24 protein-coding genes are annotated in these 26,356 nt (G+C 56.1%); all 24 read left to right on the forward strand.

From position 1 onward, the window contains the following. Nucleotides 1-2: 2 nt before the first annotated feature. The 24 genes from OKC42_RS14685 (at nucleotide 3) to dnaE (ending at nucleotide 26,350) form a co-directional block, all read left to right on the forward strand. Nucleotides 3-473: a hypothetical protein gene (locus tag OKC42_RS14685; protein ID WP_213390118.1), complete on the forward strand. Its 471-nt coding sequence runs from the start codon at nucleotides 3-5 to the stop codon at nucleotides 471-473. Next, nucleotides 470-1,315 (forward strand): glycosyltransferase, encoded by an 846-nt coding sequence (locus tag OKC42_RS14690; RefSeq protein ID WP_270820162.1) that lies wholly within the window; start codon nucleotides 470-472, stop codon nucleotides 1,313-1,315. Before OKC42_RS14685 ends, OKC42_RS14690 begins: the two co-directional genes overlap by 4 nt. A gap of 78 nt (nucleotides 1,316-1,393) precedes the next feature. Further along, on the forward strand, nucleotides 1,394-6,826 hold the full coding sequence (locus OKC42_RS14695) for a phage tail fiber protein (protein ID WP_270820165.1): 5,433 nt from the start codon (nucleotides 1,394-1,396) through the stop codon (nucleotides 6,824-6,826). 483 nt (nucleotides 6,827-7,309) lie between these two features. Beyond that, nucleotides 7,310-7,555, forward strand: coding sequence for a hypothetical protein (locus tag OKC42_RS14700; protein ID WP_107961282.1), 246 nt, complete (start codon nucleotides 7,310-7,312; stop codon nucleotides 7,553-7,555). Nucleotides 7,556-7,643: 88 nt separating this feature from the next. After that, nucleotides 7,644-7,922 carry a hypothetical protein gene (locus tag OKC42_RS14705; RefSeq protein WP_107961283.1) on the forward strand — a complete coding sequence of 93 codons (279 nt, stop codon included), beginning with the start codon at nucleotides 7,644-7,646 and terminating at the stop codon, nucleotides 7,920-7,922. Nucleotides 7,923-8,080: 158 nt separating this feature from the next. After that, nucleotides 8,081-8,836 (forward strand): hypothetical protein, encoded by a 756-nt coding sequence (locus tag OKC42_RS14710; RefSeq protein ID WP_107961284.1) that lies wholly within the window; start codon nucleotides 8,081-8,083, stop codon nucleotides 8,834-8,836. 53 nt (nucleotides 8,837-8,889) lie between these two features. Further along, nucleotides 8,890-9,249 carry a hypothetical protein gene (locus tag OKC42_RS14715; protein WP_107961285.1) on the forward strand — a complete coding sequence of 120 codons (360 nt, stop codon included), beginning with the start codon at nucleotides 8,890-8,892 and terminating at the stop codon, nucleotides 9,247-9,249. Between the two features lie 123 nt (nucleotides 9,250-9,372). Next, nucleotides 9,373-9,690: an RNA chaperone Hfq gene (locus OKC42_RS14720; protein WP_107961286.1), complete on the forward strand. Its 318-nt coding sequence runs from the start codon at nucleotides 9,373-9,375 to the stop codon at nucleotides 9,688-9,690. A gap of 8 nt (nucleotides 9,691-9,698) precedes the next feature. Next, nucleotides 9,699-11,063, forward strand: a complete 1,365-nt coding sequence (locus OKC42_RS14725; RefSeq protein ID WP_107961287.1) for a DnaB-like helicase C-terminal domain-containing protein — start codon at nucleotides 9,699-9,701, stop codon at nucleotides 11,061-11,063. Between the two features lie 10 nt (nucleotides 11,064-11,073). Then, nucleotides 11,074-11,313: a hypothetical protein gene (locus tag OKC42_RS14730; protein ID WP_236269319.1), complete on the forward strand. Its 240-nt coding sequence runs from the start codon at nucleotides 11,074-11,076 to the stop codon at nucleotides 11,311-11,313. Continuing rightward, a complete protein-coding gene (locus OKC42_RS14735) occupies nucleotides 11,306-11,659 on the forward strand; it encodes an Acb2/Tad1 domain-containing protein (RefSeq protein WP_202211996.1) in 354 nt (117 codons plus the stop codon). The genes OKC42_RS14730 and OKC42_RS14735 overlap by 8 nt, the downstream gene beginning before the upstream one ends. A gap of 158 nt (nucleotides 11,660-11,817) precedes the next feature. Then, the gene (locus OKC42_RS14740) at nucleotides 11,818-12,936 is read left to right on the forward strand and encodes a toprim domain-containing protein (RefSeq protein ID WP_107961290.1); all 1,119 of its coding nucleotides are present in this window, start codon (nucleotides 11,818-11,820) and stop codon (nucleotides 12,934-12,936) included. A gap of 48 nt (nucleotides 12,937-12,984) precedes the next feature. After that, nucleotides 12,985-13,605: a hypothetical protein gene (locus OKC42_RS14745; RefSeq protein ID WP_213390112.1), complete on the forward strand. Its 621-nt coding sequence runs from the start codon at nucleotides 12,985-12,987 to the stop codon at nucleotides 13,603-13,605. Nucleotides 13,606-13,616: 11 nt separating this feature from the next. Beyond that, nucleotides 13,617-14,195 carry a hypothetical protein gene (locus OKC42_RS14750; protein ID WP_202211993.1) on the forward strand — a complete coding sequence of 193 codons (579 nt, stop codon included), beginning with the start codon at nucleotides 13,617-13,619 and terminating at the stop codon, nucleotides 14,193-14,195. A gap of 36 nt (nucleotides 14,196-14,231) precedes the next feature. Next, a complete protein-coding gene (locus OKC42_RS14755; RefSeq protein WP_107961293.1) occupies nucleotides 14,232-14,969 on the forward strand; it encodes a hypothetical protein in 738 nt (245 codons plus the stop codon). Beyond that, on the forward strand, nucleotides 14,966-16,366 hold the full coding sequence (locus OKC42_RS14760; protein WP_107961294.1) for an ATP-dependent DNA ligase: 1,401 nt from the start codon (nucleotides 14,966-14,968) through the stop codon (nucleotides 16,364-16,366). The genes OKC42_RS14755 and OKC42_RS14760 overlap by 4 nt, the downstream gene beginning before the upstream one ends. A gap of 129 nt (nucleotides 16,367-16,495) precedes the next feature. Further along, nucleotides 16,496-17,134, forward strand: coding sequence for a hypothetical protein (locus tag OKC42_RS14765; RefSeq protein ID WP_270820167.1), 639 nt, complete (start codon nucleotides 16,496-16,498; stop codon nucleotides 17,132-17,134). Further along, complete coding sequence (locus OKC42_RS14770; RefSeq protein WP_107961296.1) at nucleotides 17,131-17,892, forward strand: ParA family protein; 762 nt, start codon at nucleotides 17,131-17,133, stop codon at nucleotides 17,890-17,892. The genes OKC42_RS14765 and OKC42_RS14770 overlap by 4 nt, the downstream gene beginning before the upstream one ends. Further along, complete coding sequence (locus tag OKC42_RS14775) at nucleotides 17,889-18,140, forward strand: hypothetical protein (RefSeq protein ID WP_107961297.1); 252 nt, start codon at nucleotides 17,889-17,891, stop codon at nucleotides 18,138-18,140. The genes OKC42_RS14770 and OKC42_RS14775 overlap by 4 nt, the downstream gene beginning before the upstream one ends. 152 nt (nucleotides 18,141-18,292) lie before the next feature. Continuing rightward, entirely contained in the window at nucleotides 18,293-18,748 is a 456-nt protein-coding gene (locus tag OKC42_RS14780; protein ID WP_107961298.1) for a helix-turn-helix domain-containing protein, read from the forward strand. An 80-nt stretch (nucleotides 18,749-18,828) separates the two neighbouring features. Beyond that, nucleotides 18,829-21,102: a cobaltochelatase CobT-related protein gene (locus tag OKC42_RS14785; protein ID WP_270820169.1), complete on the forward strand. Its 2,274-nt coding sequence runs from the start codon at nucleotides 18,829-18,831 to the stop codon at nucleotides 21,100-21,102. Nucleotides 21,103-21,226: 124 nt separating this feature from the next. Then, complete coding sequence (locus OKC42_RS14790) at nucleotides 21,227-22,423, forward strand: AAA family ATPase (RefSeq protein WP_107961300.1); 1,197 nt, start codon at nucleotides 21,227-21,229, stop codon at nucleotides 22,421-22,423. Between the two features lie 101 nt (nucleotides 22,424-22,524). After that, the gene (locus OKC42_RS14795; RefSeq protein WP_172438570.1) at nucleotides 22,525-23,022 is read left to right on the forward strand and encodes a hypothetical protein; all 498 of its coding nucleotides are present in this window, start codon (nucleotides 22,525-22,527) and stop codon (nucleotides 23,020-23,022) included. Then, nucleotides 23,009-26,350 (forward strand): DNA polymerase III subunit alpha, encoded by a 3,342-nt coding sequence (gene dnaE / locus OKC42_RS14800; protein ID WP_270820173.1) that lies wholly within the window; start codon nucleotides 23,009-23,011, stop codon nucleotides 26,348-26,350. Before OKC42_RS14795 ends, dnaE begins: the two co-directional genes overlap by 14 nt. The last annotated feature ends 6 nt before the right edge of the window (nucleotides 26,351-26,356 follow it).

Genomic DNA, 26,356 nt, shown 5'->3' on the forward strand with positions numbered 1-26,356 from the left:
AAATGGCGAAAATCGTAGAGGTGCCCCTGGCGGGCGCCTCAATCACCGGAGACGTGGCTGTGGTCAGCTTGGATGACTTTGTCGGCTCGACTGACATGGCTTACTCGATTGCTCTGTCAGTGAGAAAGGCTGGTAAAAGGGTCGCTCTGCTGACGGAGGTGGACATCTCATATCTGCTCGACTGGCAGGATGACCCGGATCCGGAAGTTCGGGTCTATGACAACGCGACCAGTGTTTACGACAACATGACCGTGATCGTCATCAATAGCGGCCCTATCACGAGGGAAATGCTGAATATCCCGTCCGCGCAGGCCGTCATCGGAGTAACAGCCGATAGCCTCAAGCTGACTCTTGATGCCTTCCGTCTGGAGCAGAGCGACAGGATGTTGCTCGACGAGCTGGAGAAGCTGCTGCCGCCGGACTCGCAGGTCAGAAAGCTACGGGATGAACTACGCAGGAGGATCTACAAATGAAGCCAGTGGTTTTCTACTTTTCGGACGGTAACGACCGGGACTACCTCATCGCCTCCATTCGTTCGCTTCTTGAGAACGGAGAGGCCGGAGAACCTATCGTTTTCAGCTATGAACCTCTCGAGCTGCCAGTACCTCATCGCATGATCACCTTGCCTCCCCTGGAGCTCTGTGAGTTTCAGCTTGGCAAGTACCGTCGGGATGTGTGCATCTCTATGTGCATGAGGGTCGCCGCGATTGACTGGCTGGCTCAAGAAGGAGTTGAGAAGGCTATTTACCTGGATACCGACACCGTGGTTTTGCGACCCCTCACCGAGATCGTCAGGTTTTTGGACGGCGGAGGGGTTTTCGGCGGTGTTCTCGATGTCGATGAGGAAGACTCCGGCCAAAGCTCTGGCTGGGCTGGCCGCGCAGCGCCGGTCGTTGACGTTAACCCCTATGTGAACAGCGGAGTGCTCGCGCTCAACGTTCTGGCCCTGTGCAAGAGCGGTCCGCTGACTCCCAAGCTGCAGACGTTCTTCGAGCATCATCGGCGGGCTGTTTACCCAGACCAAGACTTTCTCAACTTCATCGCGCACGACTTGGGGGTCATGAGTGTTCTGCCCAAGAAGTTCAATGCGATGATGAGTAGGCTGGCGGCTATGACTGACACTGTCACCTATGCGAGGAGGATCGATTTTATTCTCAACGAGGCGGTTGTTGCTCATTACGCATGGTTGAAACCCGCAATGCGGCAAACGAAGTCGGCTCTTTTCTACCGGCTGATTCTGCCCTATCTGCCAGAGGGCAACCTGAAAAACAGCGTCCTGAAGAACCTGGATTTTCTCCACCCCCTAGCAAAATAGCGGTACGCAAGATCAGTAAACGCTTACTGATCTTGCATGGTTTAAATATAATGCCTCCAATGTTGAATTGGAGGCTTTATGACCACACCGACCATTACTGAGCTATATGCCCAGATCGGCGACATGATGGCGAATTGGCAGCGGTTCCTTGACCAGCAAATGAACTGGCAAGCTGGGCCTTCAGCTGCGAATGACCTTGCCCCGCCGGATAACAACCCTGAGAAAAAAGGCTATCGAGTCATGACTGATGCTGCCGGCAACAAGCGGCAAATCATGACTCCGGCGCAGATGGAGAAAATCGTTTCTGACGCCGTACAGCAGATTACCGACCTGAAGCCTGCAGAGCTCGCACCTCAAATGGCTGACGTTCGTCGCCAGCTGAATGAGGTTTCGGCCAAGATGACTTCTACCCGAGCCGAGCTGGTCGGGTTCAGAGACGCCGCCGCCTCGTCTCAGTCAGCTGCCGCCTCCTCTGCCTCCGCTGCAGATACCTCCAAAAAGAACGCCGCGACTAGCGAAGCCAACGCGCTGGCCAGCAAGAACGCTGCCGCCAGTAGCGCCTCTGACGCTCAAAAATGGGCATCCAACCCGGAGAACTCCGCCGTAACACCAGGAAAGTTCTCCTCGATGCACCATGCCATCAAGGCAGAGCAGTCAGCGTCCGTCTCATCGGCAAAATCCCAAGCCGCGACCGAATCTGCAGCGCTTGCATCGGCCAAAGCAGCTGACGCGAGTGCAGCCTCCGGCGTGGCCGCTGCGAAAGCCGGCGAGGCTTCAGCTTCCGCAAACATCTCTCAGACAAAGGCTGAAGAGGCTGCATCCAGCGCGAGCGTGGCTGTTGAGATGTCAAAGTCGGCAAAAGCCAGCTCTGACGCTGCATCTGCGAGCGCAGCCTCCGCCAAGACCAGCGAGACTACTGCAACCACGAGAGCGAATGCGGCATCCCAAAGCGCCACTACCGCTCAGAAGTGGGCCGCTAACCCAGTAGACACCGCTGTCTCTCCTGGGCAATTCTCCGCGTTGCACCACGCGACAAAGGCCGATGCCTCCGCTTCTGCGGCAGCTGCAAGCGCAGCGACCTCCACGCAGAAGGCCGAAGATGCAAGCAACAGCGCCACCGTCGCTTCTGACAAGGCCGCCCTGGCGACCACGAAAGCTACTGAAGCGGCAGCAAGCGCCAAGTCTGCGCTGGACAACAAGAACGCGGCGGGCACCTCCGCTTCGTCTGCGAGCGCCTCCGCGACCACGGCTACCCAGAAGGCCGGCGAGGCTAACCAGTCTGCGGCTGCTGCGGCCAAGTCTGCTTCCGATTCCGCAGCCTCGGCGGCTACATCCCGGGCTCAGGCTGATGCTGCTGCCGAGTCGGCTAAAATCGCTCAGGACGCCGCTGCAGTTGCAACTGGCGGCCTGGTCGAGGCTGGCGAAGTCAGCATGGCGTCCGGCGACTACCCTCCCCCGCTCAAGAGCAAGTCGGGCTCCAATATTGCCTGCTTCTGGAAAGTCACCACGGCAGGGATCTCTAAAGTCGGCGGGATCGACTATGAGGTCGGGGACACCCTCGTCTACTCCAGCGCGACAAACAGCTACTACAAGATCGACAACACTGATGCAGTCGCAAGCGTGAACAACAAGAAAGGCGCTGTTGTGCTCACTGCTGCTGACGTTGGGGCGCTTGCCGCGACTGCTGCTGCTGTCGCAGCTGCAAAACTCTCAACGGGTCGGTCAATCTCTATCTCTGGCCACGGATCCGGTTCTGTCACATTTGACGGCTCCGCAAACGTGGCCATCCCCTTGGTTGTGAAGGATGACAGCCATAAACACACCTTCGCCAACCTTAAGGACATCCCCTCTACCCTGGCGGGCTACGGCATCACAGACGCGGCCCCGCTGACTCACACTCACGCCGACTTGTTCTCAGCCTCGGGCGGCCCCATTACCGGTCAGACGCTCATCAACATCGCGAGCGGGCCTACCATCGGTGGCACAACGTTCGGCAACGGCTGGCTTCGGATTGGCAGCGCCAGCGGCGGAATCGCGTTTGATCCGAACGAGATTGCGATTGCCGGCAACGACCTCTCGTTCGGTACGCTCACAAACAACATTGTCAGCTTGGTAGTGAACAAAACTCGCATCGGCGAGATGAGAGCTGACGGTCTCTATTCCATGGGCTCCAAAGTGCTGACGGCTGCGGCCGGCGTAGCCGTGTCTGCCTCTAAGCTCGAATCCGCCCGCACTCTGTCCCTGTCTGGGGACGCAACAGGCTCGATGTCTTTTGACGGCTCAGCCAACGCATCGATGGCGGTGACACTGTCGAACAGTGGTGTCGCCGCTGGGACCTACACCAAAGTCACTGTGGACGCCAAAGGCCGTGTCACAGCTGCCTCTGGTCAAACCGCGGCCGACATTCCCAACCTGGACTGGGCGAAGATCACCTCCGGCAAGCCGACTAACCTGGCTGGCTACGGGGTGTCCAGCGCAACACTGCGGGCCATCGAGAGCCTGACTATGGCCGCTGATAGCGTCCCTTACTTCACTGCAGCCAATGCCGCTGCTTCGATGAAGGTTACGGCTGCCGCCAGATCGCTTCTGGATGATGCAGATGTTGCCGCCATGCGGGCGACGCTGGGTGTTCCAGACACCAGCGCCGCGTCTGCATCGCGAGCGGGTTTGATGACTGCAGAAGACAAGGCAAAGCTCGACTCGATCTCGGCTGGTGCCAACAAGTACGAGCATCCAGACGGGGACGGCAATCTTCATGTTCCAGAAACCGGCACCTCCAATGCCGGCAAGGTGCTGAAGGCCGGAGCCACTGCAGGGGCGATCATGTGGGCCTCGTTGGCCGCCGCTGACGTGGGTCTCGACAACCTCAAAAACTGGGAGGCTTCGGCCTCGATCACTGATCCTTCCGATCAGAAGTACGCGACAGCCGGGGCGGTCAAGCGAGCGGCTGACATTGCCAATGCGGCGCTGGCCAAGTCGGGCGGCAACCTGACCGGCAACGTCACCTTCACCAACGATTCGGTCATTCAGTGGAGCAGAAACACCGACTACGCCTCCATTGGCTTTAAAAACAGTGGAGACTCCGACACCGACTCGTTCATGTGGTTCAAGGTGGGCGATAACGTCAACGAGTATTTCAAATGGCAGATTGTCGGCGGCTCTACGACTACGGAGGTGATGAGCCTTAAGTCCGATAACCTTCGGGTGAAGGGGTTCCAGGTGTACCACCAGGGCTTCAAACCCACCAAGGCAGACATTGGCCTTGATCTACTCAACAACTGGGCCGCAACGTCCTCTCTCACGGACGGCAGTGAGACCAAGTTTGCTACGGCATCGGGCCTCAAGCAGGCGGCTACTCTGCTCAAAGGCACACGGAAGGAGTTTACGGTCAACGGCGACCCGAACACTTATTACATGGTTGTTGTTGCCCCGATGACCTCGGACTTTGGCGATACCCGGGTCATGATCAGCCGCGCCTATAACTGGCCGGCGCCGAATACCTGGAACAACGCCACTCATCGAGGCGGCTTGACGCTTTCTATCCGATGGAGCGGGGATAGTGCTTGGGGTGGCAACTCCAAGAACTGGATTGTGGATCACTTCTCCGAGACCTACTCGACCATGGTTGCTCGCGCTACGCTCCTCAAGAACGGCATGGCCTTCTGGCTCAGAGGAGGCGGAGCGAAGTATTGCTTGCAGAGTGACTACGGCGTCGATACGGCTTTCAGCGTCATCGAGGGCGACTACACAGACGCCGACAAGACTGTCTATACCCCAATGACAGCTATCGATCGTGGCGAGCTTATGAAGCGATACGGGCTGCGAGACGGGCAAGTATTTGACCTCGACAGTCGAGTCTACAGTCGCAACAACAAGCCGACCCCGAACGAGATTGGCGCGTTGGCCCTCGACGATCCCTACAAGAGCGCCGCTGATGTAGCCACCACCGCAAACCTGGCTGCCAACTATGCGAACGGATCTTCGGGGGTCGGGGCAACCTTGACCGCAACTGCCTCCGGCGCTCTGTCCATCGATGGGGTCAGCTGTGCGGTGGGATTCAGGGTGCTTGTGAAGAACCAGACAAGCTCGGCCCATAACGGCATCTACTCGGTTACAGATGCGGGCTCCGCTACCACCCCCTGGCTCATGACCCGGGTTTCCGACGCGGACACCACTGCCAGATTGGCCGGTGCCGTTGTGACAGTAGATCAGGGCACTGCCAACGGCTCCCTGCTGTTTACCAACGACTGGAAGAAAACCAGCGTGGTAGGCACGAACGGGATGAACTGGCGGGTGGTTGTGGACAGCGGCAACATCTCGTCCTATCACCATGGCTCGGGCGTTCCGGCTGGCACATATCGATCTGTCACCGTCAATACTCAGGGGCATGTCACTGGAGGCACCAACCCAACAACCCTGTCCGGTTACGGCATCACTGACGCCGCTCCAAGCTCACACGTTGGCGCGGGCGGTTCTGCTCACGCCGTAGCAACCGGATCTGCTGACGGCTTCATGAGTGCGGCCGACAAGAAGAAGCTGGACGGTATCGCAGCCGGCGCAAACAGCTATTCGCACCCGGGCGGCGATGGGAACCTGCATGTGCCCGCCACTGGCACCGGTAACAATGGCAAGTTCCTGATGGCCGGGGCCACTGCCGGCGCTCTCCAGTGGAAGGATATCGGTCCCGCCGATGTTGGAGCTCTGTCGATCGAGGGTGGCACCATCACTGGGGCATTGACGGTCAACAGCGAACTCCGCTCGTTGTCTGCCAACTCCATGCGAATGGTCCAGGGCAACTACGGGACGTTCTGGCGAAATGACGGCTCCAACTTGTACCTGATGTTTACCAACGCCAGCGATCAATACGGCAGCTACAACGGCCTTCGTCCGATGTACGCGAACCTCGCCACTGGCAACGTGAACTTCGGGCACAACGTCGATATTAACGGTCAGGCGTACATCAACACCGGCAGCACCTCTTGGATCGATATGCGGTCGTCCAACGCCATTCAGGGGCGCTCAGCCGTCTCTAACGCTGCCGCTTCCGCAATTGTCCGTCAGGAGCATGCTGACCGTCACTTTATCCTTGGCGGCCTCGGTAATTCGCAGTTCGGCATCTACATGATCAACAAGAGCCGGACCGCGAACGGCACAGATGCAGCGGCTTACCTGAGCGCCGACGGCACCTGGTACTGCAACGGCAACGCCTCGGTGAACGACGTCCAGATCCGTTCTGACATCCGGCTCAAGTCCGACTTCAAGGAGATCGCCGACCCTTGGGACTTCTGGAAGCTGCTGCGCATCTCCGAATACACCAAGGCGGGCGCCCGCGAGCTTGGTTTTGTGGCGCAGGACTTTGTCGAGAAGTTCTCGGCGGTAGTAACCGAGTCGCCAGATGACAAGCACCTGAGTCTTCGCCCGATGGGTGTGCTGGCGCTGGCCGGCAAGGTTATTCAGGAAATGCAGAAGCGCATCGAGCAACTGGAGGCCGCAAATGCCGGTACCAAATAAGCCGTTCTGGCTCTCTCAGGCAAACACGGAGTTTGGGGGCAATGGATGGGCCTCCAACATCTTGTCCAAGGCCGGCTTAGCTCTCCCCCGCATGGCGGGGGATCTCGCTGGCATGAGTGCTTTCGCCATCTTGAATGACCCAGGCTCGCCCTACGGAAACCCAGGGGACGGGGTGCTCCAATTCTGGCGGTCTGGGAATGACATCTGGAGCGGAGGGTCGAACATTCCCGACGTTCAACTAACCAAAGGCGTGTGCCAGATCAGGATCCGGCACACGGGAGGGGATGGCTCGGTCTATTTCTCTGGCGCGAGCAACAACGTCGCCTTTACCCCGGACGGGACCAGGAGAGGTGTGGCCTGTAGCTCCCCTGGCTTCCCAGGATACGAAACCATCACGGCAGCCATTGACTTCATTCTGAACGGAGCGGTCGTGAAGACCGTAAACGTCAGCTGTGAAGGCTCTACATTCCGATAGGAGAAACTATGAGTAATGCAGTAACCAGATATTTTTTCCGTGTGGCCATCTCTATCGACCAGCTGGGCAACACCCTGCTCGGCGGTCGGCCTGACGAGACCATCTCTGGCAATGTTGGGTACAACGCTATGCAGGGTAAGCGGTGGGCGCTGAGGCTGGAGAAGATCATCAACTTCATCATGATGAGCCCGACCCACTGCAGGGACAGCATTGAGTATGACGAGCGGAAAAAGCCACTCCGCAACTCCTGGTAAAAGGGGCCTTCGGGCCTCTTATTGTTCAGTGGATACTGAAAAAGAGGGTGGTTATAATCCTGAAAATTTCACCTTATAGGATAAGGATATGCCCAACTGGCTTAACGATGTCAACAAGGTGGTGACCGGATTGCTGACAACCTCAATTGTCGCTCTGGCCAGCTTTGTCTTTGATGCAAACACCCGAATCGCAGTCCTCGAGTCACACGCCGCTTCTCAGAATGCTGTTGCAAACGAGAACCGCGAAAACTTCCGCAAGCTGAACGAGTCCATTGCCCGCCTCAATACCGTTTTGACGGTGCTCAACGACCGGCTGGCCAGAGATGGCAAATCGGTCGCAATGCCAAGCTCGGTCGTCTCCGAGTAAGGCGCCGGCCCTGATCGATCAGGTGTACCGGTCAGGGCCTTTCCTTCCGACGCAAAATTCAAATTCCGCGGTGTTCCTATAATCACTTTTGATCGCTTCTTCTAATATAAGTAAACTCAAAAACAAGTAATTATTTATTGAATAGCGAGCCTAAAGTTATGATGCTGGATGATTTCGTCGGTTCCTCGCTGTCCGATCTTGAATGTGAGCTCATCGCCCTGGAGAGGATCAGCCTCTCGGTCTTAAAAGAGGAGTGCGAGCTCTACAAGACGGCATGGTTTGACTACCGAGCTATGCACCCTACCAAGCGCACATATCTGTTCGCGCATTACTACGAAGAGGCCTTCCGCCACATGATCCGGCTTCATGTCGATTATGAGCAGGTAGAGGGGCCATCCCCGAGATCTTATCTGCCGAGGAAAGACCCTCTTGGCAAACCAAGCAGTGTCATCGCCAAAGAGGCAAAGACGGGCAAGTCCTCTCCTTTCAGAAACACGACCTGTATCTGGAAGGCGCGTCAGAAAGCTGACCTGCTCGGTATTCCCTACGATGTGTTCTGTATGTCAGGGATGAAAGCTGCGATAGGGCGAATCTGGCAGCGTATACCAACGCCAGGGCAGCTCTACAGTGTCAACATACTTGAGCAGATCATCGATCGCTGGGAAGCGCTTCTGAGCGAGCGTATCTACGCTGCGGAATCCGACTTCTACACCCTCCCGAAGTGGCAAGGCCACCCATCTCAGCTGGAGCACTCTGCCTGGCTCTGCCGGTTGATTGCGTCAAGATCTAGGCCTGAGTTCTCGTTGATGGAGTACGGCTTCAAGCGCCACATGATCCACCCCCAAGATATGCGAGTGCATTTCTCTCCGGAGGTGATTTCTGCTGCTCGCTCGATAAGTAAAAGCTTACTGTAGATGACTTCTGAACACCTATGTATGATTGCCGCGTCAACTGTCTCGGAGGCTTTATGAAGAAGCATTTCACCGTCAAATTCACCGATGCTTACGGCATCCCCCACCCTGCAGCTGTGTTTGAGCTCAGCTATGCGCAGAAGACCGTCAACCGCGTTGAGCTGTTCGGCGCCGAACAACCTCAAGAGCAGTCCGTGTCTGTTATCTACCAGTTCAAATACTGGCACGATCGCGAAGCGCTAGAAGCCGGCAAGCCCCCGCTACTGCTGTCCAATAACGATGGGGCCACGATGTTCTCCAGGATCAAGCATGGCGAGGCGGAAGTGAGCGACCTTGAGGGGTTCTGCATTGAACACCTCTTCAGCGAGGTCATGCCGGCCATCGACCCTAGCTTTGAGGCGGTCAAAAAAGCCTGATCTCTGTCTGGGGCTGGTAGTAGTGTCAGCCCCATTATTAAGTAAGTGTTTACTGTAGAAAGTCCATTAGATAGCAAGTAAGATGCTTACATTAACGAATTGCTGAACAACATGGAGTAGCAAATGCACGAACAAAACCACCAAGCCCACCGTCGTTTCTCTGCCGACGCCGGTCGCCCGTCTCTTCGCCCGCGCCCGCGCCCCGAGACCCAAAACAAGAAGCCTGCCCGCCGTCAGCTGGACGCTCACGAGCATGTGCTGCTTAACAGCAAACGCAGCGCGTCTTCTGTGACCGTAACCCTGATGTCAGGCAAGGAAGTAGAGGGGGTCGTTATCGACTTCGACCGCTACTCCTTCTCGATCAAGCAGAGCGATGGCGTAGACCTGCACCTCTTCAAGCATGCCGTTGCGATGTTCAGCCCGGTCGCAAGCCGCGCTTGAGGTGAGCCATGACAGTCGTTGCTGAGATGGAAGTTGAGACTCCGGAAATCAAGTTCGTTGATTTTGACGAGTCGTTTCAGGAAAGACTGGTCGCCTTGCAGGTAAGGGATGAGACCTTCGCCAGAAGAACCGAGGGTCTTATCAAGCCTGAATACTTTGAGAGCCGCGCAGATGCGGCTCTCGTCAGTTTGGCGATCAGCTATTACGACCGCTACAAGAGGCCGCCCAAAGATGTGGCCAACGTAGTTGCCCTGCTGAAAGACGCCATTCGTCGAGGCGTTATCCGCTCGGACATGGTCGAGGAGATTAAAGACAAGATCCGAGTCATCTTCGATGCCGGCATGGATATTGTTTCCTGCCGTGATTTCGCTGTTGATCAGGTCGGCGAGTTCGCCCGCCACCAGGCTATTACCTCCGCAATGCTTGTCGCTTTTGATCAGCTTGAGAAGCACAACACGGTCAAGGTGCAGGAGATCCTGGAGAAGGCCTTCAAGGTAGGGCCACGCCCGAACTCTACCCCATACAGCTATTGGAAAGAGGCTGAAACCCGAACAGAGGTTCGCCGCGCAATGAAGATGGGGGAGATCAAGCCACGCGGCATCAGTACCGGTATCCCTGGCATCGACAAGCTGCTCTTTCACAAGGGCTTCGGCATCAAGGAGCTCACTGTCTTCATGGCCGGCGCCAAGAAGGGTAAGTCGTTCACGATCTGGGACTTTGCAAAGCTGATTTCACTGCAGGGTTACAACGTGCTTGGCATCACCCTCGAGGTGAGCACGGAGGTGCTTTCCACTCGTCTTGACGCATCCGTCTCGGATACCCCGATTGACGAGATTGAAGGGTCAATCTTTGCCGTGATGGAGGCCATCCGCGCCACCCGAGACCGCAAGCTGCCTGGCGAGCTCATTCTCCACGAATACCCGTCTGGCTCGTTCCGACCGATGGATTTGCAGGACTTGATCGACCGGTACAAAGCCGACGGCATCAAGTTCGACGCCATCGTCATCGACTACCTGGACATCATGGCCCCGAACCGCTGGGTGCAGAGCGAGACAGAGAACAGTCGGACCATCTGGGTTGATTGCCGAGGCATCGCGCAGACGGAGGAGGTCGCCATGATCTCCGCTACCCAGACCAACCGTGAAGGCCATAAGTCGGTGACGGCCAAGGCCGAGCATGCGGCAGAGGACTTCAACAAGATTCGGACTGCTGACTTGGTTATCTCCATCAACGCGACAGAGGAGGAGATGGCCAAGGGCGAGGCTCGAATGTTCTTCGCAGCGTCTCGTAACCAGAAGGGTGAGTTCGCGATCCGGATTAAGCGCGATCTGTCACGGGGTCACGCAATCAAAGAGGTGATTGGCTTTGAGTAAGGAGATGGGTATGCCCACAAATAAAGACCGTTCCGCCTGGGCTGAAACTGCCCTGGAGGCTTTCATGAGTCAGGTTTACATCGGCCCCGAGAAGAGTCTTGCTCGTCTCCACCCGGGCGATCGTCAAGACATGATTGGGGATTTGATTACCGACCTGCTCCATTACGCGGCCGAGCAAGGTTTCGACCCCCAAGAGATCTTGTCCGGCGCCAAGTCTCTCTATGAGCAGGAGCGCTTGGAAGATGAATAACCAGCACAAGATGATCCGTGGATACCGAGATCTGACCCAGTTCGAGATTGACCTGATGAACGAGATCAAGGCGATGGAGGTTCGGGCTATCCAGCTTCACCGCAAGATCTTGGCCCACATAGAGACTCAAGACCATCTCGAAGCCGCTGCAGCAGCAGCGAGAAAGAATGCCCTTGGAGGCGCGTTCCACATCGCTCCTGAGCCCTCTGGTGACGTTATTGCACGACATCGGGTAGCAGAGCCTCGTCGATGGGCTGCAATCGCGAAAACCGACCTGGAGACCGCCTTCATGGCCATGACCAGAGCGGTCGCGCAGCCGGCCCACCCCGAGCTCTTAGAGGGTTAGCCGGTGATGCTGGGTGACACTTTCAAGATCGTCGGCCAGCTGCTCTTAGTCCTGGCAGGGCTCGCCCTGCTGGGCCTATGGAAGCTGATCGAGCTGATCATCTGGCTGATAGACATTTTTTGACGGGGCATTCCCCTACTTTGCTGAACTGACACGCCATGAGACACAAGCCAGATACCGACCTGTCTGAAATTCTGGGGCATATCGACCCAGAGCTGTTCCTTGATTACGAAGGTGTCCGTTTCAAAAGGACGTTTGGTTCGTCCGGGCAGCAGTTGAATATCAAAACCTGCCCAAGGTGCGGAGGAAACGGATGGAAGGTCTATCTCAACGCCTCGAGCGGGCTAGGGAACTGCTTCCACGGTGATTGCGCTGGAGAGCCCGGGTTCAACCTGTTCTCCTTCTCTCGCCATCTCTGGGGCACCGATTCGTCAGAGACGATCCGCCGGCTCAAGGATTACGCTCGCGACCAAGGGTGGGTTGCCAAACGCTCGACCTCTGCCGAAGTCGAAGAGGTGACTGACTTTGACATGCCGGAGAGCATCGAGCTCCCACACGGCGGCCGAAATCTTCGATACCTCGAGGAGCGCGGTATAGACCGCGATCTCGCCCGATTCTTTCACCTTCGGTTCTGCCACAAGGGGCAGTACATCTATATCGACGGCGAAGGCCGCAGGATGTGGCAGAACTACGATAACAGGGTCTTGATACCCATTTACGACCTTGATGGTGTGCTTGTGACATTCCAGGGTCGCCACATCAGCAACGACGCGCCTCGTAAGTACCTATTCCCGCCAGGACTCCCGGGTTCCGGCCGCTTTCTCTATAACGGCCACAACGTCATTGGCTGCGAAGAGGTCGTCATTTGCGAGGGCGCTTTTGACGTCATGGCCACCAAGATCGCCATGGACTCGAAGGTCCATCTCCGCTCGGTCGGGCAGATTGGCACCTTCGGCAAACACCTCAGTCATGGCGACCATAACGGGCAGGACCAGCTCGGCGCGTTGATCCGGTTAAAGCAGCACGGCCTGAAGTCGGTTGTCTTTATGTGGGACGGCGAGGTCGAGGCCATCAAGGCCGCTATCGAGTCGGCCAAGCTTGTTCGCTCAGTCGGGTTGTCCGCCAAGGTCGCTCTCTTGCCCGAGGATAAAGACCCGAACGAGGTGCCGCCCTCCGTCGTTGTTGATGCCTATGAAAGGGCAATGTCTTGCTCCGACGTGCGGCTTCTCCGCGAGCTGATGCGCAGAGCTCGGCTAAGAGAGTCAAAGCCCGAGTGAGAGTATTTATCATGCTGATGTTGAATTTAGAGCTGAACGGAGAACGCTGTGAATCGCCTGCTGAAGGTTTATTACCTGCCGAACTATGACGAAACCAGTCACAACATCGCCCTGGCGGTAGGGGCTGACTGCGACGGTCATGAGCGCTGGCTCTGTATGTCAGCCAACGAGTCAACCTCGATCTCCGGCCGAGAGCCCGACTACCTGTTTGCCAAGGAGGTTGTCGGTAGTCAGGACGAGGCTGAGGCGTGGCTTGAGCGGTGGAGAGACGGTATTGCCGATATTTCCCGTCACTATGTCATGCAGTGCGAAACCACATTCTCTGTTGTGAAGGATGCTCAGGACTGGCTGACGTCGAGGACCAAGTTCTTCGGCCCTGTTGGCCTTTCCAAGCATATCGCCATGTTCTGTGTCTCCGCCTGTGCCGGCGATGCGCCTCTGTCTGAGCTTGCGCAAGAGGTTGTCGATCGCTCCTTCTTCAAGGAAGGGCGACTTGGGTCTCCAGCTCCCAGGCTTGTTCCTGCTTCTCCGGCAAATCTGGAGGTCGATGACAGCCTCGCCAAGATGCTGGCCATGATCGAGCGGGATGAGGATGAGGAGGAGCTTGAGCGAATTGTGGATGAAGAGTGTCGCCGCCTGGCCAATCCAGGATGGGGAATGTTTGAGTAAGGGGGTGTGTTGTGAAGAAAACAGTCCATGTGGTCGGCTCCATTCTGCGTGATGCCGACAACGAGCGGAAGAGAAACTACGTGAACCTGATTTTGACGCTGAAGGCCGATGGAGAGCCGCTTCGTCATTATCACCTGATCAACTACGCGGCCAATGCCAATAGCGTCAAGCACCTGTTGAAGATCAGCAGTTCGGAAAGCCGCGAAGAGATGGAGAAGCTCTACTCCGAAAAGAACGAGTCCAAGCTGGCCAGAAACCGGATCACCTATCAGACCATCGACAAGGAGTTCGACCTGGATAGCGACAAGGAGTTTGTGGACACCCTGTCCGGGGCTGAAATGAAGGTTGCGATCGCCAAAGCCAAGTCTTTCGCAGGAGGGCTTCGCTCTCGCGTGGATGAGGTGCTGGCCGAACGAGAGGCTCGCAAGTTTGACGAGCGAGAAGAGGATGAAGGGTTCCTTGGGCACCGAGAGATCGGCGCTGATGAGGAGTTGGCCCGCATATCCGACGACGAGCTTCTCGCCAAAGAGGCTTCAACCACATTCGGGAAGGCCACGTCAGAGACCAACAAAAACTGGGGCATGTTTTAAAGCCCGCCATGTCAGTAAATACTAACTGAGGCAATCATGAAACCTGTAACTGTAGAAGTGCTGCCGGTCGATGCCAGCCGTTCAGGCCGTAACACCGTCTATCACCACTGCGATCAGATTGAGCGCAGAACCTCCTATGCGGTGTGCCTTTTCACCCTTGCAGCGCACGAGAAAGGCAAGCTCCGGCCCGATTCGGAATGTTATCAGCACATCCAGCGAGGAGAGTGCAAAGCAGTAGGCTACCGCCAGCAGGAGATCGAGGCGGGCAGAGCTCTCTTCTATCAGGAGCGCCAAATCTCAACCGTGAAGGTTGAGGAGGAGCCACGTCAGGAAATCACCGGCCCTACAAAGCCTGATTCGGAAAGTTACATGAGAGGGTGGATGGCGGCCGGCCGCATTCTCTCTGGCGGCTCTGGCAAGTCCCCTGCCCGTCCGGCTGCAAGGCCAACCCCTCTTCGCTCAGCCCCGAAGCCGACCCCAACGGCCTCCGAACGCTTGTTCGGGGTGAAAGAGAGCACTCTCGCCGACGCGGTGTCCGATGCCGCGACGGAGGCGGTTATCGGCAAGAAGGAGCCAACCCCGCTTGTCCAGTATGTCGCGAAGCTGATCCGAAGCCGGGATCGCGATCTCTGGCGCCTCGAGATGGGCAAGATCATCAGCAAATTTCGTCTCGATAAAGACGCTCAGGCCCGTCTGGTGCTCGCCGCCAAGAATCTCGCAGCAACAACTCACCCCTTAGACAAAGCATCAATTCCCAACATGGAGCCAGCATGAAACACATCTATGAGTCATTCGAGCGTATCGCGGCCGTGAGCGGCAATGCCAAAAACGATCTGCTGATGGAAGAGCTGCAGGACGCCGACGTTCTTTGGGCGATGAAGCGAGCCCTGGATCCGATGCTGACATATGGCATCGGCAAGAAAACAATCAAGGCCGCCATCAAGAAGCTGTCCGGTTTTGGGGACAAGCACATGTCTGTCCAAGAGGCTGAGCTGATACTCGCCCAGCTGCAGGACCGAACCTTAAAGGGCGGTGCTGCCAAAGCAGAGTTGGCCAGACTCTACTCCACCTATTCAGAGGAGTCCTGGCACGTTCTTACCAGGATCATCACGAAGGATGTCCGAGCCGGGATGTCAGGGAAATCGGTAAACCGAGCCCTTGGCCGAGAAGAGATCATCATTTTTGAGGTCAATCTTGCTCACCCCTATTCAGCCAAGCGGGTCAAGAAGTGGCCGGTCAAGATCGAGATCAAGCACGATGGCGTGCGGACAATTTGCATCGCAGACCTCTCGGCCAAGACAGCTGTGTTCCTTTCCCGAACCGGCAAGGAGTTTCACGCATTCCGCTCCTTGTCTTCGGACGTGATCACCTTCCTGACCGCTGGCCTGAACGTCTCCAGCGGCCTTGTTGTGCTGGATGGGGAGGTCATCACCGGAGACTTCCTGAAGACTGTCAGCGAGGTCAGACGCAAAACTTTCGACGCCAAAGATGCCGAGTACCACGTATTCGAGTTTATGACCGAGCGCGAGTTTGTGAAGGGGTGTTCACTCCCTGAAGAGCGCCGTCGCGGCCGGCTTGAGCTGCTGTTCCGTCGCGCTGCTGAAACGCTGGGCGAAGCTGAGATGGACAATCTGGCCGTGAAGCTGATCGAGCAGGAGATTGCCGGCAATGACGAAGAGGTTCGCGCCAAGTTCAGAGAGAAATTCTCGATGGGTTTTGAGGGGGTCATCGTCAAGCAAACCCACACCTTCTACGAGCGGAGCCGGAACAACGGCTACCTCAAACTCAAGGATGAGGTCGAGACCGCTGGAGAGGTCGATCTGAAGGTCATCGGGGTCTATGAAGGGGAAGGCAAATACGAGGGAATGGCCGGCGGCATTATTGTCGATTTTAACGGGGTAGAGGTTCGTATCGGGGGTGGATTTACCGACAGACAGAGAGCCGAGATCTGGGCCGACTATACTGGCCGAGTAGTGACCTATACCAGCGTTTCATGGGAGGAAGAACTGGATGAAATGATCACCGTAACCCACACGGTAAAACCATCCGGACAAAGCATAATTGGACGCCTCGTTGAGGTTAAATATCACGAGATAACCAACTACGGCTCTATGCGCCACGGTCGATTCCATCGTTTCAGAGACATCTTGGAAAAAGGAAAATTGGTTTGATAGCTTCCAAGGAAAAAAGATTGCTTCCTTGGTAGTTGGGTAGCGACAAAGGAAGGCACTATTTTCGGTGCCTTCCTTTTTTCATTCATTTGGTTCATTCTATGCGTGTTCATCGCTGGAATTTGCCTAATGATTACGCTTGAAAATCTCTGCGGGAAGCGGAACTTCCCAGAGGAGCTGCATCAGTTCGCCATATGGGATATGGACGCTGACAACGTTGCTCCAATCCATCTCAGTGGGTTCTTTTACAGAGCCAAGTTTTTGGTTTCTCGCGAAGCCGCCAAGGCTGCCGCGGAGACCATTGCTCGTGACATCTCCAACGCCAATCATCAAGGATTCGTCCATAACGACCGGTTCGAAAACTACCGGATCGCCTCTACGCCAATGCTGTTGGGCGATCTCAGACAGGGGCTCGAAAAGCTGGATCTCGCTGACCGCCGCTGCGTCTTCTTCTCCCTCATCATGGGATGGAGCCTTGAGCGTGTGTCCGAGCTTACCTGGCCAGAGGTGAAATCTATCTCCAGTATCATCAGCGATGCCGCGTGGGACGTTCTTGAAAGTCTGCCGCGTCATCTCCGATCAGATCTTGTCTTTTGGCGCGACACCGGCAACGGCGTCGCTCAACTGGCCGACATTCGTTTTAGGGTCGAAATGGCCTTTGGGTGCGACTACGACAAGCTGAGAAGCAAGTTCGCCAGCATGGTGTTTATAGACCCAGAGCTGGCGGCCCAAGAGGTTAGACAGCACTTTGGAGTTCAAGAGATATGAGAAAAGGGAAGATAGTGACGCTGGCCACGCAGAAGGGCGGAACCGGTAAATCTACGATAGCGCTAAACATCGGTCACGCGCTCCATTGCAAGGGCGTTCGTGTGGCCATCGTTGATTCTGACGAGCAAGCCTCTGCGGTCAGTTTCTACGGTCAGAGAAGAATTACCGCCAATGAGTCAGAGCTGGTTGGTTTCGACATGGGCTTCCCGGAGGTAGCAAAAATCTCCTCTAACGCTCCGTACCGGAAACAGCTTGAGCGCATCACCGAGTTTTACGATGTGGTCATCGTGGATACCAAGGGCGAGTTTGACCAGTTCCAGCACGACCTTCTTCGGATGTCAGACTACGTTATCTCGCCGGTTCAGGCCTCCGAGTTCGACCTGGAGCCGACCAAGCTGGTTCGCGATGCTGTGGCTCACGAGAACACCCAGAGAGAGTCTGACGAGCAGCTGGGCCTTTCCTATGTGTTGAGCAAGGTAAACCCCTCTGCCAACTCCACGAAGCATGTGGCCCGACTCATTGGGGACATGGGGTGTCACCTTATGTCGCGTAGCATCCGGACTGCGGACGTTATATCTGCCGTCTCCGCGCTGGGGTTCACCATCCTCGATGCTGCCAAAAATACCTCAATGATTAACCAGGTGATCAACAAGCGACGCCATCCCAGTGAAAGGGCGTCCTTCGACAAAGACCAAGTTTTAGATATTGCTGAAAGCGTGAACCAGATCGCTGATGAACTGATGGAGAGATTGAAATGAACAACGAAGGCCGCACCCTTGATGACCTTTTGAAGAACGATGAGGTTGAAGTCGAACTCAACGCGCCACAGGTCAGCTCTGAAAAAATGGTGTCCTTAAATGCTCAAATTCCAGAGTCGATAATGCGCGATCTGCGAATGATCTCGGCCTACACGGACACCAACATCAAGGATTTAATTGCGAAGGAAATTGGCAGATTCACAAAGCGAGCTAAAAAGAAAATGCTCGAGCAGATGGCGAATAATTAGAGATTTAGCTCTAGTTTTGACTGATAAAAACTACCTCAACGATCAAATGAGTCTTTAACTGATCCGATCTTGATTCAGTCAATCTTTACTGTATTCTCTTAATAGCTTGTTGATTTTATTTTGCCACTGATGGTTTTCGCTGGAGTCTAAAAATGCACGATGTTCAAGCACAAGGGGGTCGAATCCCTGCTGATATTCCTTCCGTTCGAGAGTTGATTGAATTAGGTGTAGACCGCAATAATCCTGGCAAGAGTCAGTCAGAACTGGCTCGTGAAATCGGATTTGCTGCCAATCAAACCTCAATGTTGTCCATGATCAAAAAAGGCACCTCAAGATTAAAACTTGGCCGTGTCGCCAGAACTGCAAAAGCGCTAAAACTTGACCCTGTTATTCTGTTGGCTTCTGTTTTAAAGGAGCGCACCGAAGATGAGCCGGAGGCCTGGGAGCTGATCCACAAAGTCATCAACGGTACTCACGATGAATCCGAGGAAAAGATCCTGCAGGTTTTTCGAGCGGTAGAGCAAGAGCGAGGCGAACGTGTTGTGATGACTCCGGAGAAGGAAGCTCGCTTGATGGAGTTCGTCCGCACCCAACTTTTCGTAGATTAATCGCGGAATGTCGCTTTTAGCCCCTCACAGTGTTCGCTATCATTCAGTGAAAGCTGAACACTTTGAGGGGTTAAACATTAATGACTGCTTACACTGGACTGTTGACACCTGTCTCGGTCATCCGAAATTCGATCTCCGCTATCACGCAAATTCTCGCTGGCCGCAACATCGCGGTTTATCAGCGTGGGCTTGTAGCCTGTGTTTCCTATAGCGAAGCAACCGGCGAACCCGTATCTGTCACCCTCCCCTATCTTCCTGATGACGCCAGTGACGATCTGATCTTGGCGGTACAGGGCTTCCTCGACCACGAGGTCGGCCATCTGCTGTTCACCGACAACAAGGCTGTGCTTGAGATTGGCCATGACGCCGACTGGCTTCACATGCAGAACGTCCTTGAGGACCCGTTCGTTGAGAAGAATATGCAGAAGACCTTCCCAGGGTCGAAAGCCACAATCACTCGGCTGCATACCTTCTTCATCGACCGCATTGTCAACGCCAACTACCAAAAGCTGCTCGACAGAGGCTCCGTCAACCCTCTCGAATACTTTGGCGTTCTGCTGCCGTGTATCTCTCGTGCCTGGCACCAGTTCGTCACCTTCGACGAGTACATGAAGGACAAGTGGCACCATGTAGAGCCGATCATCAAGAAACTGCCGGCCGACATATCCGAGAGGGTGTGCGCTGCCACTAGCACCAGCGACAACATCGCTCTCGCCCGTTTCCTCATCGATGCCATCATGCGTGTGCCGGATGATGACGAGCATGATGACACCGGTATGGCCGACAGCGAGTCGTCGGAGCCGGGATCTGAGCCGTCTGGGAAGTCCAGTCCTGGAAGAGGCAAATCCCCCAAGCGCGATGTGCTGATCGACGAGGAGGGTGATTACGAAGAGCCGGAACACGAGCCTTCCGCTGACGACATGGATGACCTGGGCGAGCCTGCAGACGAGGTCCCAGACGACGAAGAGAGCGCTCCATCATCAGGGCCGGTCTCTGCCGATATTCCAGGGGATGGCGCGGGCGAGATTGATGGTTCTGACGATGATGAAGCCGCTGCTGACCTGGAAGGCGACGACCCTGTAGAGACCGACGAGGATGACTCGGAAGAAGACGCCACGCTTGGCTCTGACGAGTTCGACGACGAGGTTGATGAGGCTGCAAAAGGTGAAGGCTCTGACGAAGAGCTGGATTCAGATGCCAAGATGTCCTCAGCTGGCCGAGAGTCTGACGATGTGGATGAGGTTTCTCTCTCTGGCAAGGGCGGGCCTAAAAAGGCCAAAGGCGAAGACCCTGAAGAGGAGCCGGAAACGGAAGAGGACAAGGAACCCGTATGGACCCCGGGCGAGGGCGAGTCTCTCATGGACTACTCGGTAGGTGACATGGAGACGGCGCTCGAGGGGTCAATAGCGTCAATGGCCTCGGATGCCGCCAAGAAGTCTTCCTACGTCATCTACTCAACGGACAACGACACGATCGAGCCGTTCAAGGTTCACTCGATGAGTGCTCTTGCGGCGAAAGCACTGCCCAAGATCGAGTCGTTGACCAAGCATCAGGTTGGCGTCATGCAGAACAGCCTGCAGCGAGCGCTGGTGTCGAAGAACAAGTCGCACTGGCGAACGGCTCAGGAGAGCGGTCGGATAAACACAGCGGCGCTCTCACGTTTGTTTGTGGGGGATACCAGGGTGTTCCGTCGCAAAGTAGAGCACCGAAGTAAAAGCTTCGATGTCTCGCTGTTGATCGACTGCTCCGGCTCGATGGCCCACGGCACCGGCTCTTTGACGCGCTTCCAGACGGCGATGGTGGCCGCTTACGCGATGGCGGATACCCTTCACCGGATCGGCGTGAACTTTGAGATCCTGGGCTTCACCACAAAATCCCACACCTCCGAATGGAGCGAATCCTGTTACAGGGAGATGCACAAGCATGGGGTGAAGTTCGGCCGGATAGATTGGCTCTACATGCCGATATTCAAATCATTCGAAGAGCGGTGGGGCCCGAAAGCGATGGAGCGAATAGGCGCGGCATTCTCGACCGACAACTTTCTTCGAGAGAACGTTGATGGTGAGTGTGTTCAAATTGCCGCTCAAAGGCTGATTGCCCAGCGGTCAGAGGGGAAGATGTTGATTGTCCTATCGGACGGTGTACCGGCTTGCCACACCTACGACCACTCATCTTTGTCTCGCCACTTGTCCAAGTCGGTCAAGTCCGCCGAGAAGGCCGGCATCAAGGTGATAGGCGTGGGGATCGATACGGACTCTGTGTCGAGATTCTACGACGACCATATCGTTCTGCGGGATGTGACGAAACTGCCGACGGAGCTGGTTGAGCAGGTGCAGAGAGTGCTGCTCCGGTAATCATCGCAATCAGGGCGATTCGGTCGCGCCCAATGGTCAGTAAATATTGACTGTTTATCGCCCTGAGTTTCGCGTTTAGAATAACAGCGTTGTTTAAGCTAACACTTACTGAACAGAGGAAACCATGACTGATCTCACCGCTATTGCCAATCCAGAAGAAAAGATCTCCTGCGCCATCTGTCACGCGAAGGTCCACGCTATTCAGCTTCACCTGCGCGATCACCACCCGACAGTCACCATTGAGCAGTACAAGGCGGACTACCCAGACGCGCCCCTGTTGAGCGAGGCAGCTATCGCTCGTATCAACGCCCGCAACAAGACAAAAGAGGAGCTGACGGCTTCAGCGGAGCTCAGCGCGGCCAGCATGAAGATGGTCGAGACGAAGAACCTGCCTCTCTACGAGGTGTTCGAGCTCGGCAAGAAGTGTAAAGGGGCAATGAGAGCCGACGGCTCCCCTATCATGGTCGAGGTTGCCGGCTCGACAGAGTGGGACATGCAGATCCCGGATGTTGATGACCGCTATGTCTTCGATGTGGACGTCTTGAAGACGTTGCTGATGGGCATGGTCATGAAGATCCCGACTTATCTCTGGGGCCACGCCGGCACCGGCAAATCAACCATATTCGAGCAGATGTATGCTCGGCTCCATCGGCCGATTATCCGGATCCAGCACACTGGCTCGACCGAAGAGGCTCACATCCTCGGCCAGATGGCTGCCGACCCAGAGCGAGGCACCTTCTTCTCGCCCGGCCCCTTGCCTCTTGCGATGAAGTACGGCTGGGGATACCTCGCCGACGAGTACGACTTCTCGTTCCCCCAGGTGCTCGCCGTGTATCAGGCGGTACTCGAGGGCAAGCCGCTGATCATCAAAGATGCGCCTGCGGATTCGGAGTGGCGGGTTGTTCATCCTCACCCGAACTTCCACTTCATGGCGACCGGTAACACCAACGGATCTGGCGATGACAGCGGCCTGTACCTGGGCACCAATATCCAGAACGCGGCGAACTTCGAGCGCTTTGGCATCGTCCTCCAGATGAAGTACATGCCGGCCAAGCAAGAGGCGGCAGTCGTCTCTTCTCAGGGGAATATTGCGATGCCGGATGCAGAGCGGCTCGTCCGCTTTGCCAACCTTGTTCGCGAGGCCTTCGATGCCAAGAAGATTGGCGCCACTCTCGGCCCCCGCGTGTTGATCAATGCCGCACGAATTGGTGTGGCCAGAGCATCCTTCATGACCGGTCTGCAGCTGTCATTCTTGAACCGACTGACGCCTGTTGATAAGGAGACCTGCGCTCAAATCGCAGCGCGGGTTGTTGAAGGATGATCCCCTCCCCTCAGCCCTGGCACCACTGCCAGGGCCAAATTGTCTGCTTCTCTGCCAGCGCCAAGAGCTGCAAGGAGTGTCCTCAAAACAAGGAGTGTGCGTTGGAGGTGCGTTCTCGCCTCCACTCACTTCAAGAGCGGATTGATGTCTCCAAGCTTTTGCATGGCGTCCAGGCGTTCCTTGATCGCAAGGGCGTGTCACGCGGCGACATCAAGGTCGAGCTTGTCTCCGGGGCCAAGCCGCTGATTGGCAAAAGCAGAGAGAGATTTGAGAGCCGCCGCGACTTGTCGTCCCTCTCCATTCACGCAAGGCGTATTGCCACTGCCATTGAGAAGTCAGGCATCGATATGGTTGCCGACTCCAAGCAAGGCGTGAACTCGTTCAAGACGATGAAGATGCGACCCGGCTACCTCGCTGAAATCCAAGAACTGCTGAACAAGAGACGCCCGTTCTCCAGGCTCGAGTTGAAACTCGCCATTGGGCGAGCGGTGACGCTCTCTCCGTCCAGCATGAACAACACATCCTCCTTCGTTATCTCCGCACTGGAGGCGTTGGAGGTGATTACCCAAGTCGGAGATGGCTTATATGCACCTAACTAACGCTCGCTCCCACTTCTCGATGGGTCGAGCCGTGTCCTCGGTTGACGCGATCGTCAAGAAGGCTTTGGAGATGGGTTATCAAAGCGTCATCCTCACCGATGACGCGACAATATCCGGGATGACTGACCTGTTTAAGGCCATGCCCGAAGACTGCGGCGCCAAGGCGATTATAGGGACCTCCATCAAGGTGTTTGATGACCCTACTTATCGCCCGCCATCGAAGAAGAGCGGCCTTGAGGTAAAGCCGAATCACTTCTGGGAGGCAAAGCTTCTGGTCAAGAACGAGGAGGGCCTGAAGGCCCTGTTTTCTCTTCTGACCAAGGCCAGGTCTGAGGAGTATTTCTACTATGAGCCTCGCATCGGGGTTCTCGATCTGGTCAAAGCCTTGAGAAGTGACGGGCTGATCCTGACGACCGGTGATTTCTTTTCACTGTTTGCCCACTGCAAAGCAGACAAGATCTACTCTGCTCTGGTCAAGCATGTCCCAGCGCATCAGCGCGTCATAGAGCTCGTCCCGCTCAAGAGCGCATACTTTGATCGCGTCAATTCGATAGCGTCTCAGAAAGCGATTGAGAGCGATTCCCGCGTGATGCTTTCAAGGCCGATTCTGTACGTCGATAAGGGGCAGGATGACGCCCGCGATGTAATGAGTTACATCATTGGCCAGGGTAGCGCCGTCCACCCACTGCGGAACATCCCGTACAACCGCGACTTGCACATGCTGTCCCCGTCGGAGATGGAGACGGAGATATTGGAGTGGAGAAAGCGGACAGGCATTACTGCTCCCGACGACACTCAGGCCATCGTCGATGACTGCCAATATCGCTGGCAGAAGCAAGGCATGTGTCTCCCGCAGATGGCGGAGGATGAGTTTGCAGAGCTTACCAAGCTGTGCCTGGAGGGCTTCAAAAATCGCCTGACCAAGAAGGTGTTTGGCTACCAGCCTTCGCCCGAGAAGTTGCCCGAGTACCGCGCCCGCCTCAAGTATGAGCTTGGCGTGTTGCGCGACATGAAGTTCGACCGGTACTTCCTGTTGATCAGGGACATTATCATGTGGTCGAAGAGCAACGGCATTATGGTTGGCCCCGCCCGGGGTTCCGCGGGCGGCTCACTGGTGGCGTTTTTGATTGGCGTTACCGATGTTGACCCTATCCGCTTTGGCCTGATCTTCGAGCGCTTCCTTAACCCCGATCGTCTGGACTATCCCGACGTCGATACCGACTTTATGAGTAGCCGGCGCCATGAGGTGCTTGAGTACATCACGAATCGGTTCGGGCAGGATCATGTGGCTGGGATTAGTAACTACTCCACCCTGGCGGCCGCTTCTGCTATTCGGGATGTTGCCCGTATCCATGACCTCCCGCAGCAGGACTACAGCTGCACCAAGGTGATTGATCAGGGCATGAGTCTGTCTGAGGCCAAGGAGCTGCCGGAGATCAGCCGGTACGCCTCCGCTCACCCGAGAGAGTTTGCCATTTCTGAGACGCTCGAAGGGGCCATGCGCAGCCTAAGCCGTCACGCCGCGGGCGTTGTGGTGGCCGGTGAACCTCTCACCCGCCGTAGCGCGGTAGAGGTGCGGAATGGCGAGCAGACGGTCAACTGGGACAAGCAGGTCGTTGAGGACTTTGGGTTGATAAAGCTCGATATTCTGGGCCTGTCCACCCTGGACACACTCAACCTGGCCAGACAGAAAATCCAAGACCGCCACAAGGTTCAGCTCGATTTCACATCCATCCCTCTCGATGACGAGAAGGTGCTTAAGGCCTTCGCGGCAGGGGATACGGCCGGTGTATTCCAGTTCGTCTCCCACGGTATGCGGCAGCTGCTTAAAGACCTGTCCGAGGGAGGCAGGGACCTCTCGTTCGAGGACATCTATGCGGCAACGGCTTTGTTCCGCCCGGGCCCTCTCCAGTCGGGCATGACGGAAGAGTACGTCCGCATCAAGCAAGGCATGGTGAAGCCTCACTATGCCCACCACAAGATGGAGGATGCTCTGCGAGAAACTCGGGGGATTATCGTCTATCAGGAGCAGGTCATGCAGATCGCCCGAGACTTGTGCGGCTACACAATGGGCGAGTCGGACAAGCTCCGAAAGGTAATGGGTAAGAAGCTGCCGGAGGAGATGGAGAAGCAGCGCGAGAAGTTCGTGTCGGGCGCGGTGTCGTGCTCGGGCATGGATGAGCGCCAGGCTTCGGATCTGTTCGACCAGATTGCCGAGTTCGCCGGCTACGGCTTCAACAAATCCCACTCAGTCGCCTATACGCTGATCTCCTATCTGTGCATGTGGGTCAAGGTCCACTACCCCGCGGAGTTTTTTGCCGCCGCACTGTCGATTGCGAAAGAGGACGAGCTTCCCTCAATCGTCAAAGATGCCGAGAAGTCGGGGATCTATGTGGTCCCGCCCTGCATCAACACATCCACCGACGCCTTCGAGATAGGGTACGACATGCTGCGGGAGCAGCACATTCTCTATGCCCCGCTCCAAGCGGTTAAACAGGTGTCGGACAATGGCGTGAAGGCGATCCTCAAGGCGAGAGAGGCCCAGGGCGGCCGCTTTAAATCGAAGGCTCACTTTATCGAGTCGGTGGAGCGTCGATTGGTCAACAAGCGGGTTCAGGAGAACCTGGAGCTGGTAGGCGCCTTTTACGCGATAGAGCCTGGCAGTCTGGATCCGAGACACCCAGATCGTCTCCGTGATCAAAAGTCTCTGCTGCCAAACCTCATGCTGAGAAGTGTGAAGGCGAACCGTCCCATCCTGATCGATGCGTTTGTGGAGAGCCAGCTTGAGGTTCTGTTCGATGACATGCGGAAGATGGGACTGGACGATGAGGGCCTGACGGTAGGGCCTCAGCCGGTCATTCCAACTCACGGCAAGAAGCCGAAATTCATGTTCGTGACGGACTCTCCGGCCTACTCCGAGTGCGAGTCAAAGCGGTTTGCCGAGGGGAAGAGCTTCAACTACACGCTGAGCGCCCTCAAAGAGGCAGAGCTTAAAAAGTCAGACGGTTATTACACCGCTCTGGTGAAGACCAAGAAGGCGGATAAGCAGCTGACGACAGCGGAGATAAACACATGGTCGCACTTCCTCGATGCGGAGATCGAGCTCCTCAAGCCTCCCGTGATCATCGCTGCAGGGGGCGCAGTGGCTAGACACCTGTGCCCGGATGTCAAAGGCGGCTGGGAGGTGATTGCGGGGACTTCCGTTTACGACGTAAAGCGGGACTGCACCATCATCTTCGCCCCCAACCCGCAGATGGTTTACGCCAAGCCTGACGTCCAGACGGTGCTGGACAACATCATGTGCGATGTTGCCGAAATGATGCGATAAGCCCGT

The sequence above is a fragment of the Aeromonas sp. Y311-2 genome, assembly GCF_027706025.1.
GTDB lineage: Bacteria > Pseudomonadota > Gammaproteobacteria > Enterobacterales > Aeromonadaceae > Aeromonas > Aeromonas veronii.